This is a genomic window from Caldalkalibacillus uzonensis (assembly GCF_030814135.1).
GTDB lineage: Bacteria > Bacillota > Bacilli > Caldalkalibacillales > Caldalkalibacillaceae > Caldalkalibacillus > Caldalkalibacillus uzonensis.
Genome location: NZ_JAUSUQ010000009.1, coordinates 19,764 through 33,038, shown reverse-complemented (window position 1 = coordinate 33,038; position 13,275 = coordinate 19,764). Strand labels below are relative to the sequence as shown.

The 13,275-nt window shown below is 49.8% G+C and carries 6 protein-coding genes; 4 read left to right on the top strand and 2 right to left on the bottom strand.

Going from position 1 to position 13,275, the window contains the following annotated elements; genetic code table 11:
• Positions 1–47: 47 nt before the first annotated feature.
• Together J2S00_RS12175 and codB are read right to left on the bottom strand one after the other, a co-directional pair.
• Positions 48–1,307, bottom strand: a complete 1,260-nt coding sequence (locus tag J2S00_RS12175; RefSeq protein ID WP_307340064.1) for a cytosine deaminase — start codon at positions 1,305–1,307, stop codon at positions 48–50.
• Positions 1,308–2,576, bottom strand: a complete 1,269-nt coding sequence (gene codB / locus J2S00_RS12170; RefSeq protein WP_307340061.1) for a cytosine permease — start codon at positions 2,574–2,576, stop codon at positions 1,308–1,310. It abuts the gene before it with no gap.
• 512 nt (positions 2,577–3,088) lie between these two features.
• Between codB and J2S00_RS12165 the strand changes: the two genes are divergently transcribed.
• From J2S00_RS12165 to addA, 4 genes are all read left to right on the top strand, one after another.
• Positions 3,089–4,828: a putative bifunctional diguanylate cyclase/phosphodiesterase gene (locus J2S00_RS12165; protein WP_307340058.1), complete on the top strand. Its 1,740-nt coding sequence runs from the start codon at positions 3,089–3,091 to the stop codon at positions 4,826–4,828.
• Positions 4,829–4,937: 109 nt separating this feature from the next.
• Positions 4,938–5,750 (top strand): YihY/virulence factor BrkB family protein, encoded by an 813-nt coding sequence (locus J2S00_RS12160; protein WP_307340055.1) that lies wholly within the window; start codon positions 4,938–4,940, stop codon positions 5,748–5,750.
• 229 nt (positions 5,751–5,979) lie between these two features.
• Positions 5,980–9,480: a helicase-exonuclease AddAB subunit AddB gene (addB, locus tag J2S00_RS12155; RefSeq protein ID WP_307340054.1), complete on the top strand. Its 3,501-nt coding sequence runs from the start codon at positions 5,980–5,982 to the stop codon at positions 9,478–9,480.
• The gene (addA, locus tag J2S00_RS12150) at positions 9,464–13,231 is read left to right on the top strand and encodes a helicase-exonuclease AddAB subunit AddA (RefSeq protein WP_307340052.1); all 3,768 of its coding nucleotides are present in this window, start codon (positions 9,464–9,466) and stop codon (positions 13,229–13,231) included. Before addB ends, addA begins: the two co-directional genes overlap by 17 nt.
• Positions 13,232–13,275: the final 44 nt, after the last annotated feature.

Below are 13,275 nucleotides of genomic sequence, written 5' to 3'. Positions count from 1 at the left end.
GTTTAAATGAAGAGGAGGCCAATGAAGCCTCCTTTATTTATGTGTAATTATTTATGAAATGTGATTGTCTCCTCATCAAACCCCGGCAGTGTGGCACGGGGCGGTGTGGTAGAAGCAATCACGCGTCCTTCGCGAACGGAATAGCGAATCACCGCTTGCCGGCGAATGGCATCATACTCATCATGTGCATCCAAAATGATGAAATTGCCTGGTTTTCCTTCTTCAACACCATAGTGCTCTATACCAAGTGTTTTGGCACTATTAGTGGTAATCAAGGCCAGTGAGTCTCTCATTTGCTCATAGCCCATTAACTGACAGACGTGGATACCCATATGCAAAACTTGCAACATATTGCCCGTACCTAAAGGATACCATGGATCCACAATATCATCATGTCCAAAGCAGACATTAAGGCCTGCTTCCAGCAGTTCTTTGACCCGGGTCAGTCCCCGCCGTTTGGGATAGTTATCGAAGCGGCCCTGCAAGTGGATGTTTACCAGAGGATTGGCCACAAAGTTCATATTGGCCAGCTTCAACAAGCGAAACAGCTTGTAAGCATAAGCGTCGTTATAGGAGTGCATGGCCGTGGTATGACTGGCCGTCACCTTTTCTCCCATCCCGCGCTGGTAGGCTAGAGCGGCAACTACTTCTATAAAGCGGGATTGTTCATCGTCTATTTCATCACAGTGAATATCAATCATCTTATCATATTTTTCCGCCAATTCAAACACGACTTTTAGGGATTCAACCCCATACTCACGGGTAAATTCATAGTGGGGAATGCCGCCAACCACATCTGCCCCCATCCGCAATGCTTCTTCCAACAATTCAGCCCCATTGGGATAAGAGAGAATCCCTTCCTGGGGAAAAGCTACAATTTGCAGATCCACCCAAGGTGCCATTTCTTCCTTCACTTCCAGCATCGCTTTCAGAGCAGTCAAGTTAGGATCTGTCACATCCACATGTGTCCTCACGAATTGAATGCCTTGAGCGATTTGCCATTTTAAAGCTGTTTTGGCTCTTGTTTTCACATCCTCATGGGTTAAAAAAGCTTTCCGTTCCGCCCAGCGTTGGATCCCTTCAAACAACGTGCCACTTTGATTCCACTCGGGTTCCCCTGCGGTCAAGGTCGTATCCAGGTGAATATGGGGTTCAACAAAAGGAGGAAGGACTAGGCTCCCTTCCGCATCCAGTAATTTTTTGTTTTTCACTTGAAGCCCCTGCTCAATTTTGGCGATTCTCCCCTCCTCAATCAGGATATCCCACAGGCCTTGTTTCCCTTTTAGCTTTGCGTTTTTAATAAACATTTAACTCACCTTCTTTGCCTTATTTGGTAGTGGCAGATCAACTTTATTCATCACAATGGATAAGATCAAATAGCTTAAGGCTGAAGCCACGATGGCATTAAGCGGCGGAATGCCGGGTAAGGTATGGGCAGCAACAATCCCAATTCCCCAAGCCAGAATGGCCGTCCAATGGAGCGGTCTCAAGCTTGCCTGTTCAAGTAACGCATATTGTTTACGCTTCAGAATGAAGTAATCGGCTAAAATAATGGCACCGACAGGCGGCAGGGTAGAGCCCAGAAAAGTGAGCCAGCCGACAAAGTTGTTGTACAGCCACAGGGCCAGAATAGTCCCAATAACGCCGTTAAACAGAACCAGCTTGTGCTTTGGAAGCTTGGTGATATTGGAAAAGCCCAAGCCCGAGGCGTACAGGGCATTGTCATTGGTCGTCCAGATATTGAGCCCCAGAATGATAATAGCCGGGATGATTAACCCTTGCAAGAACATCACTTCTGATACATCCGCTTCACCCAAGGACATCGCACCGATGGCACCGAAGATAAACATGAGCGAGTTACCGATAAAGAAGGCCATAACAGTCGTGCTGACAGCGATGCGTTTGCTTCGGGCAAAGCGGGCAAAATCGGGTGTCAGCGTTCCCCCGCTGATAAAGGAGCCGATACAAATCGTTAAGGCTGTAGCCAGCGCCAGTGTTTCCACCGGCTGATATTGCATCAGTCCTGAAAGTCCCCCGCTGCTTTCAGTGGCTTTTAAAACGGAAAAACTGCCTAATATGGCGATGGATGGAACAGCAATAAAGCTCAGGATAGTCAATGCTTTAAACCCAAAATAAGCGGTGATGGTCATCAACAGACCGGCGATGGCAATCAGCAGGTATTCGTTGATGCCAGTCACTTTTTGAACAGGCAAGGCAAACATGGCGACGCCCACTCCGAACCAGCCCACTTGAGTGGCGCCAAGCATAAAAGATACAAGATAGGATCCTTTTTCACCAAAGGCATAGCGGGCAAGTAAATGTGTAGACAATCCCGTTTGGGAAGCAATATAGCTTAACAGCCCTGTATAAAGACCCAGGACCAGATTGCCTGCCAAGACAACCAGAATAAATTGGTTGAACGTTAATCCGGTCCCCAATGTTCCGCCAGACCACATGCTGGCCGAGAAGAAGGTAAAGCCCATCATGACGACGAACATCTGCCAGAATCCCCTGCGATTAGCTTGAGGGACTGCCTGAAGAGCAAAGTCATGGTCGTGTACTGCTTTTTTGATCATGGTACCACTCCTTCACGTGATTTTGTTCATGTAGGACATTGATAGACCGAACCTGGTACCATGAAAAAAAGCTTCTTATCAGCAAAGTGCTGACAAGAAGCTTCATATCAAGAAACCAGATCACTAAAGATGCGCTAAAATATACCTATGGCATGTTAAGCCTGGACAGGCCACGCCTCAACACGAGGTTTTCCTTATGGTTTCTACATCACGACTACCTTGTCAGCCTCACAGGACTGCTTTTAAAGGTACCAGTATTCAGCTAGACTCTATTATAGAGATATCATTTTCCATCGTCAACAGTATTTCATGTCACCTCAGCCCTTGTTTTGCAATCCATTCCTTTACCATACCGACACATTTAATCACGTTGCAAGTGACTGATATCACAGTTGTATTCAAATAACCTATAATACAATCCACATGCGTATGCCTTGGACACTTGTGATTGTGATTCGCAGTTTGTATTTTTCCTGCAGAGGATAAATTGTCTTGCAAGGAGCGTGAAAGACATGACTCGTCCTCAAAAGCAAGATGGACAGAAAGTTGATGAAAATAAGAATGAAATGCTTCAAGCCCAATTGAAGGATGCCGTACGGGAACTGCAAGCAATTCAACGGGCACTGGATGCATCCACTATTGTTGCTATAACGGACCGCCAAGGAAAAATCACCTATGTGAATGAAGCTTTTTGCGAGATCTCTCAATACAGTCGGGAGGAATTAATTGGCCAGACTCATCGGATTATTAACTCAGGGTACCACCCCAAATCTTTTTTTAAGGAGATGTGGCAAACGATTGCCAGTGGAAAAGTATGGCGGGGAGAAATTAAAAATAAAGCCAAAGACGGTTCTTATTATTGGGTGTTCTCTACTATTGTCCCTTTCTTAGATGAACAAGGAACGCCCTATCAATATGTATCCATCCGTACTGACATTACAGACCTAAAACAACAGGAGCAGAAAATTCAATATCTTGCTTATCATGATGAATTGACTGCCTTAACCAATAGGCGCTATGTAAATGAAAATTTTGGGGGGCTGATCGATGAAGCAAGGGAGTATGGTCATGGTTTGGCGATTATGTTTGTGGATATTGCCCGCTTTAAAAATATAAACGATACGATTGGCCACAATGCAGGGGATATGGTTCTGAAGGAAGTAGCACATCGGCTGCAAACCGCTCTACATGATGCAAAACTGGTGGCCCGTATGGGGGGAGATGAGTTTCTTGTTGTACTAGCTGGAGAGGGGCGAAGCCAGATTGAAGATTGCCTGAACACCTTAGAAGAATCATTAAGCAGGCCAGTCCAAATTAATAATAGGGAGTATGTTTTGAGCGCTAATATTGGTATCAGTTGGTATCCTGACCATGGCCAGGATATGGACAGCTTGTTGAAAAAAGCCGATTTGGCCATGTACCAGGCCAAGAAGGAGAAAAAGATGTATGTCTGGTACGAAGAATCCATGTATACCAAAATTTACCTAGATGCTGTACTGGAGCATCAGTTAGCAGAAGCGCTGCGCACTGATCAGTTTTCGATCAGCCTTCAACCCCAATATCATTTAAAATCCAGGCGTATACAAGGTGTGGAGGCTTTGATTCGTTGGCATCATCCCCACTATGGCCGACTCAGCCCGGGGCAATTTTTGCCGGTGGCTGCTGAGCTGGGGCTTATGGTAGATGTAGACATGTGGGTATTGCGCCACAGTTGTCTACTATATAAACAATGTCATCTGGCTGATGATGCAAATATGAAGCTGGCTGTAAACCTTTCCATGGCCTCCTTGGAACTGGTTAATCTGCCTGAACTGATCCTCAAGGTGCTTAAAGACACCCAGTTTGATCCGGGCCGGTTGCAGGTGGAGATTACTGAACAGGTATTGGTGCGTGAGATGGATCAAGCACTGAGTAATATTCGGTGGTTAAAAGAACTGGGAATTTCCATTGCCCTTGATGATTTTGGTACCGGTTACAGTTCTTTATCCTATTTGCATCAGTTATCTCCAGATTACGTCAAGATAGACCGCTCTTTGGTCGCTGGGATGGATCGTTCTGCTAAAAAACAGGTCATTGTGGAAGCAGTGACTGCCTTGTGCCGCAAATTGGACATTCAAACCTTAGCCGAAGGGGTGGAAAATGAGCAACAAATCCATATCCTCCTTGATTTTGGCTGCATGTTAGGACAAAGTTTTTACCTATCTCCTCCTTTAGATATGGGGATGAGCAAGGATGGTTGTCCTACCGGCTGATCCGGTTATCTGGATATGCGGAGAGGGAAAAAGGGTAATGATATAAGTAGATTAGAAGTATGTTAAGATGTATGTTAAATGTTAGCTTCGTTTGAGAGGGGCGATTGGGATGTGGCTGTTTATCAAAAACCTGTTTGCGCGCTTTATGCGCCATGAAATTCCTGATCTGGCTGCCCAGCTTTCCTTCTATTTCTTATTGTCCTTGTTTCCGTTCTTGTTGTTTACCATTACCTTGCTGGCCTACCTGCCCCTCTCAACAGAGTATGTGCTGTTCATGATCGGTCAGTATCTGCCACTGGAGTCCATAGATGTGGTGGAAGAGAATATCCGGCGTGTCCTGGATGTACAGCGTCCCGAACTGCTCTCTTTCAGCTTGCTGTTTGCCTTATGGTCTGCCTCACACGGCAGTTATGCCATTATGCGTGCCTTAAACAGGGCCTATGATGTGGAAGAGGAACGTTCGTTTATCAGAGCCAGGGTGGTGGCCGTTTTACTTATTTTAGGGATGTTTGTTGCCTTTCTTGTCGCCCTGATCCTCCCCGTCTTTGGCCGTGCCCTGGGACTGGCCTTGTTCGAGCTGGTTGGTTTATCAGACCAATTTTTAAGGATGTGGAATGTGATCCGCTGGTGGATCAGCTTTTTTGTCATTGTGGTTGTGTTTATATATTTGTATGTACTGGCTCCCAACACAACTATTCGCTTGCGGGAGGTGTGGCATGGGGCGGTGATTGCCGCCATGGGCTGGCATTTGGTTTCACTGGGTTTTTCTTATTATGTGAATAATTTTGCCAACTTCACCGCCATGTATGGCGGAATCGGTGGTGTGGTGGTGTTTATGTTGTGGCTGTACCTGGCTGGCATAATCTTGCTGTTGGGCGGTGAAATTAATTCAACGCTCAAACTGATGAGAAAAAGCGGATGATGAGCAAATTGCACAAGTCGTGGCCGTGATTTCTTGATTTCCCTTTCTCAGCAAGGGGAATTTTTTGCAGCGAAAATATGTTCCCTGACAAATTGTTGTCAACATGGTATGTTTAAATATAGATATCACCGTATCTTTAAAACAATGATCAGTATCTGCTAAGCGCAATACTTACAGAAAGACAGAAACAGGCAGAACGAAGAGGGAGGGAGCAGCCATTTCTCTGCGGTTGATACTTGGCCGGGCAGGCAGTGGTAAAACCACGTTTTGCCTGGAAGAAATCAGAGGAAAGTTGGCCGAAGATCCATCAGGCACACCTGTTATCTATCTTGTGCCGGAACAGATGACCTTCCAATCGGAGTATAAGTTAATCCGTTCCAAAGGGGTAAAAGGGATGATGCGGGCTCAGGTGTACAGCTTTACCCGGCTGGCCTGGCGGGTGTTGCAGGAGACAGGCGGAATGGCCCGGTATCATCTGAAGCAAACAGGGATACATGTGCTCTTGACCAAAATTGTGGAGCATGAGAAAGAGCATCTGAAAGTATTTGCCAAATCGGCAGAGGCGAGCGGGTTTATCCAGCAACTGGAAGAGATGCTGACTGAGTTTAAGCGTTATACAATCACCCCTGAATTGCTTAAGGCCCAGCGTGAAGCGCTTTTGGCCAAAGGGGAACTGGTCCCTCAAGAGGTTTTACTGGCAGATAAACTGCATGATCTGTATCTCGTTCTTGGTCGTTTGGAAACAGAGTTAGCTGGACGGTATGTAGATTCAGAAGATTATTTGCGTCTCTTGGCGGAAAAGGTGCCCTATGCTCACCAGTTGCGGGAAACGGAAATTTATGTGGATGGTTTTCACAGCTTCACACCTCAGGAGCGGTTGGTACTCCAGGCGCTGATGTCCACTTCCCGGCGGGTGACAGTGGCCCTCACCTTGGATCAAGTGTATGAACAACCCCCCCATGAACTGGATTTATTCCATTTGACAGGCACCACCTGCCATCAATTGCTGCAGGCAGCCAGAGAGGTCGGGTGCGAAGTGGAAACCCCGGTGTTGCTCTCAGCCGGTTCCCGTTTTGCCAATACGGCACTGGCTCATGTGGAAGCCTATTACGACAGCCGCCCCGCTGTCCCCTATCACGGAAGTGACAAGGTCCACTTGCTGGCGGCCGTCAACCGCCGGGCTGAAGTGGAAGGAGTGGCCAGGGAAATCGTGCGTCTAGTCAGGGATGAGCACTACCGCTGGCGGGATTTTGCCATCCTGCTTCGTAACTCAGAAGATTATCAGCCCCTGATTGAAACTATCTTTGAAGATTACGAGATTCCCGTTTTCCTGGATCAGAAACGCTCCATGCTTAACCACCCTCTGGTCGAATTGATTCGCTCCAGCCTGGATGTGATCTGCGGCAACTGGCGTTATGAAGCGGTGTTTCGCTGTTTGAAGACGGAACTGTTATTCCCAGTGCATGCTGACCGTAAAACCATGCGGGAGGCCGTGGACCGGCTGGAGAATGTGGCCTTGGCCTACGGAATTCAAGGGGAGCGCTGGTACCGTGCTGAACCGTGGCGGTATCGCAGGCAGGCCACGCTGGACGGAAGACAGCAGCCTCCAACGGAAGAGGAACGACGCATTGAAGAGGAAGTGAACGCCCTGCGTCTTCAGCTTGTGCAGCACCTGCGCTGTTTACAGCAGGAGATGGACCAGGCGGTGACAATACGGGAGAGGTGTACGGCACTGTACCGATTTTTAGAGGATTTGGACGTCCCCCGCAAAATAGAAATCCTGCGGGATGAAGTTCTGGAACAGGGAGATCTGGAAAAGGCCCGGGAGCATGAACAGGTGTGGGGGGCAGTGGTCGATCTCTTGGATCAAATTGTGGAAATGACCGGGGAGGAAAGGGTATCTTTCGATCTGTTCCGCAAAATGATGGAAACCGGTCTGGAAAGCATGCGCTTTTCCCTTGTCCCTCCAGCCATGGATCAGGTACTGGTGGCCAACATGGAGCGTTCCCGTTATTCAGATGTGAAATGCACCTTCATCTTGGGTGTTAATGATGGCATCATTCCGGCTAAACCTCAAGAAAGGGGCATCATTTCTGAAGAGGAGCGGGCCCGGCTTCTAGATCGGGGCATGGAGTTGGCCCCTGGCAGCCGTCAGCAATTGCTGGATGAGCAGTTTTTGATTTACCTGGCCTTAGCCAGTCCCTCTGAGCGGTTATATCTCAGTTATCCGTTGGCCGATGAAGAAGGCCAGGCGCTGTTACCATCTGTGCTGATCAAGCGGATCCAAGACTTGCTCCCAGACATTGAAGAACGGCTGATCACAGGCGAACCCAATGAGGAAGGTGTAGAGCAGCAGCGCTTGTTTATTACCAATCCGTCCAAAGCGCTCTCCTATTTGGCCTATCAGCTGCAAGCGGCCAAACGCGGCTATCCGCTACACCCTCTGTGGTGGGATGTGTACAACTGGTTTATAGAAAATACTGAATGGCGGGAGCAGGCCCGGCGGATACTGGCCAGTCTGTTCTACCGTAATGAGGCCAAGGCGCTCGACAAAGAGATCAGCCGTTCCTTGTATGGCACGCGTCTTAAGCTCAGTGTGTCACGCATGGAAAAATTTCAGTCCTGTCCGTTTAGTCAATTTGTCGCCTATGGTCTTAAACTGGGTGAGCGGCAAATATACCGGCTGGAAGCACCGGATATTGGCCAGCTGTTTCATGCTGCCCTCAAAATGATGGCGGATGAGCTGCGGCAGCAAGGCAAGGACTGGGCTGACTTAAGCAGGGAAGAATGCGAACAATTGGCCAGGGAGATGGTGGAGCGCTTGGCACCTACGATCCAGCGGGAGATTCTGTTCAGTACCAACCGTTACCAATATATGAAAAACAAGTTGCAGAAAGTGGTTGGGCGGGCATCGGTGATTTTAAGCGAGCATGCCAAACGAAGCGGCTTTTCTCCTGTGGGGCTGGAGATCGGCTTTGGACCTCGTGAAACATTGCCTCCACTCACTTTTACCTTGAAAAACGGGATCACCATGGAAGTGATCGGCCGCATTGACCGGGTCGACAGGGCTGAAGGCTCGGGGGGCGTACTATTGAGGATTATTGACTACAAATCTAGTCAAAAAGGGCTCAACCTGGCCGATGTCTATTTCGGACTTGCTTTGCAGATGCTCACTTACTTAGACGTCGTCCTTACTCACGCCAAAACATGGCTGGGCACTGAGGCGTTACCGGCCGGTGTCCTCTATTTCCACGTGCACAATCCTCTGATTCAAGCCAAGGGCATGCTGCCGCAGGACGAAATTGAAAGGGAGTTATTTAAGAAGTTTAAGATGAAAGGTTTGCTATTGGCTGATACGGAAGCGGTGCAGCTCATGGATACCTCCCTTGAGAGCGGATATTCACAGATGATCCCTGTCGGTTTGAAAAAGGATGGCGGCTTTTACAGCAACTCGTCTGTCATTTCCCAGGAAGATTTTGAGCATGTACGCACCTTTGTCCGGCGCAAGATGACCGAGATCGGTGAACGTTTAACGGAAGGGGAGATTGCCATTCACCCCTATAAACTGAAGCAAAATACCCCTTGCACCTGGTGTGAGTACCGGCCAGTGTGCCAGTTTGATCCCTCCTTGGAAACCAATGCATACCGGGTATTGACAGCGGAAAGAGGGGACGACATACTGCACAAAATGCGCAGTGAAGGTGGTGAGCAGGATGAAAGTAAAGGCTAAACCAGAAGGCAGCCAGTGGACGGATGAACAGTGGCAGGCAATAGCCGGAGGCGGCAACAACATGCTGGTGGCCGCTGCTGCGGGAAGCGGTAAAACAGCTGTTCTTGTGGAGCGTATCATTCAAAAAATAACCGATCCTGATGATCCCATTGATGTGGACCGGCTGTTGATCGTCACCTTCACCAATGCGGCAGCCAGTGAGATGCGCAAACGAATTGGCGAAGCAATAGAGAAAGAATTAAGCAAACGGCCCGCCTCTCTGCATCTCCGCCGACAGCTGTCCCTGTTGAACAGGGCTATGATTTCCACCTTGCACTCCTTCTGTCTCAATGTGGTGCGCAAACATTATTACAAGCTGGAAATCGATCCTCAGTTTCGCATCGCCGATGAGACGGAGGCGGAGCTTTTGCGGGAAGAAGTGTTGGAGGAACTGTTGGAAGAGGAATACGGCAAGCAGGATAACGCCGACTTTTACGCCTTGGTAGACCGTTATACGTCCGACCGGGGGGATACAGAACTCTCGGCTCTGATCAGCAAGGTGTATGATTTTTCACGTTCCCATCCTGATCCTGACGACTGGCTGGAACAGATGGCTGCCAGCTACGAGGTAGATCCGGATACACCGATAGATGACTTGCCTTGGACCAGTGTTTTGCTGCAAGCCGTGAAGTTGCAGCTGAATGGCTGCCGGTCTGTGCTGGAACAAGCCTTGGATTGGGCGAACGCCCCGGGAGGCCCGGCCCCTTATGGAGAAACACTGGCTGATGATTTGATGAGAATTCAGGCGCTGCTGCACAAACAGTCCTGGGAGGAGATGTATAGCGCTTTTGTACAGTTCAGCTTCGGCAAGCTGAAACCGGTGCGGGGGAAAGATGTGGATAAAAGTATCCAGGACAAGGTGAAAGCAGCAAGGGATGAGGTGAAAAAGCAGGTTGAGAAGCTGCAAGAGCTGTTCAGCCGCCCACCCCAAGCGCTGGTGCATGATGTGCGGGAGATGGCTCCCCTGGTGCGCACACTGGTGCGTCTTGTCCGCGCTTTCGGAGAGCGTTACTGGGAAGTGAAAAAAGCCCGTGGGCTGGTCGATTTTAATGACCTGGAGCATCTTGCTTTGCACATTTTAAGCGACAAAGGGGGCCAGCCCAGCGGGCTTCCATCCGGTCAAGTATCCCCCTCGGAGGTAGCGCTGGATTTTCAGCAGCAGTTTGTTGAAGTGCTGGTGGATGAATACCAGGATACCAATCTGGTACAAGAAACCATTTTGCAACTGGTGAGTAGAGAAAACAATTTGTTTATGGTGGGCGATGTGAAGCAGAGTATTTACCGTTTCCGGCTGGCGGAGCCTGGCTTGTTTTTACACAAATATCAATGCTTTACCCGCACAGGGGAGGGGCCTGGTCTGTGCATTGACCTGGCGCGCAATTTTCGCAGCCGGAGAGAGGTACTGGATGCGACCAATTATATTTTCCGCCAAATCATGGATGAAAGCATCGGTGAGATAGCCTACGACCATCAGGCAGAGCTGAAGCTGGGGGCCGCCTATCCGGACTATGAGGACACGGCCGCTGAATTATTGGTCATTAACCGGGGAGAACCTGTTAACGTGCATCCTGCCACAGGGGCGGATGAGGAGGAAGAAGGGAATCGGGAGAGAGAAGCGGAAGAGGAACTGGAGAGTGCCCAGCTGGAAGCCCGGCTCATAGCACGCAAAATTAAGGATTTAATTGGGAAGCTCCACCAGGTGTTGGATAAGGAGACAGGCGTTTTGCGCAACATCACCTACCGTGATATCGTCATTCTGATGCGCTCCATGCCTTGGGCGCCCACCATCATGGAAGAGTTGAAACAGCAAGGCATTCCGGTCTATGCCGAGCTGTCCAGCGGTTATTTTGAAGCAGTGGAAGTCTCCACCATGCTCTCCTTGCTCAAAGTGATCGATAACCCTGACCAAGATATCCCCTTGGCAGCCGTACTCCGTTCTCCCATTGTCGGGCTTTCAGAAAATGAACTGGCCAAGATCCGCTTACAAGTTAAACAGGGCAGTTACTTTACCGCACTGAAAACAGCCTGCCGGACACTTGCCGCTGAACCATTGGGCAAGAAAGTGAAGCAGTTCTATGACCAGTTGCAAAAGTGGCGTATCCGGGCCAGGCAAGGTGCCCTGTCCGAGTTAATCTGGCAGCTGTACAGAGAAACAGGATACTACGACTTTGTAGGGGGCATGCCCGGCGGCAAACAGCGGCAGGCCAATTTAAGGGCGTTGTATGACCGGGCCCGAATCTATGAAAGCACTTCGTTTCGGGGGTTGTTCCGTTTTCTGCGTTTTATTGAACGGATTCAGGACCGGGGAGACGATCTGGGTACGGCCCGCGCCTTGGGTGAACAGGAAGATGTGGTGCGCCTGATGACCATCCACAAAAGTAAAGGACTTGAATTTCCGGTGGTGTTTGTAGCCGGTCTGGGCAAAGCATTCAATATGCAGGACTTGCGGGGGAACGTCCTGTTGCACAAGGAATTAGGCTTCGGCTCCCGGTTTATTGATCCCGAGCAGCGGATCACTTATCCCACCTTGCCCCAGTTGGCCTTGAAACAGCGGTTGCATCTGGAAGCGATCGCCGAAGAAATGCGTGTCCTCTATGTGGCCTTAACACGGGCGAAAGAGAAACTGTATTTGATCGGAACTGTAAGGGACGGTGAAAAGGCCCTGGAGCGCTGGCAGACTGCCTTAGCGCACAGGGAGTGGCTGCTGCCAGATCATGACCGGGCCCGGGCCACATGTTACCTGGACTGGATCGGACCGGCCGTCATCCGGCACCGGGAAGCAAAGGATTGGCATCACTCCGGACAACCTCCCAGATCAACAGAGGTGGCTCAGGACCCCTCCAGATGGAAAGTGACCTTTGTGGAACGTGCCCATTTTAACGAGGTAGATCAGGAGCGGGAGATCAGGGAAGAAGCCTATTGGCAGGCCTTGGAGCAGGGCCTGCCGGTCCCAAGCAGCAGTCCTTTCCAGGAGAAGGTAAAGCAGCAGCTCACCTGGCGGTACCCTCACCAGGCGGCCTCGACCCATCGCTCCAAACAGTCGGTGACGGAAATCAAGCGGGAGTGGATGGCACCTGATGCTTACACCGATACCCAATATATCCGCACCTTCCGTTCCTCTCTCGCCGAGCGGCCCCGCTTTGTGCAGGAACAGAAACTGTCAGCAGCGGAGAAAGGAACGGCCATGCATCTGGTCATGCAACATGTGCCCCTGTCAGCTCCTGTGACGGAGGAGTGTGTGCAAGATTTAGTGGTACGCATGGTGGAACAGGAGCTATTAACCGAGGAACAGGCAGAGGCGATTGACATTCCCGCTATAGTCCGCTTTTTTGAAAGTGAAGTCGGCCAGCGGCTGTTGTCCGCCCCCTTTGTGCGCCGGGAAGTCCCTTTCAGCTATGGTTTGCCCGCCCACCAGGCTTACCGGGACTGGGAGGGGCCCCGGGATACGGATGAAGAAGAAGTGGTGCTCATCCAAGGGGTGATTGACTGTTTGTTCCGTGATGAACAGGGACTGGTTCTCTTGGATTACAAAACCGATGCGATTAGCGGACGCTTCCCAGGAGGATTTGAGGAGGCCAAGCCGGTGCTGTTGGAGCGGTACCAAGTCCAGCTTGAGTTGTATACCCGTGCTGTGGAAGAGATCTGGCAGGAGCACGTGACCGAAAAATATTTGTATTTCTTTGATGGCGGCCAGTGGCTGGCTGTGCCGTAACCGCTTGACCAAGTGATGATAAGCAACAACCAAGAGGGGGGATG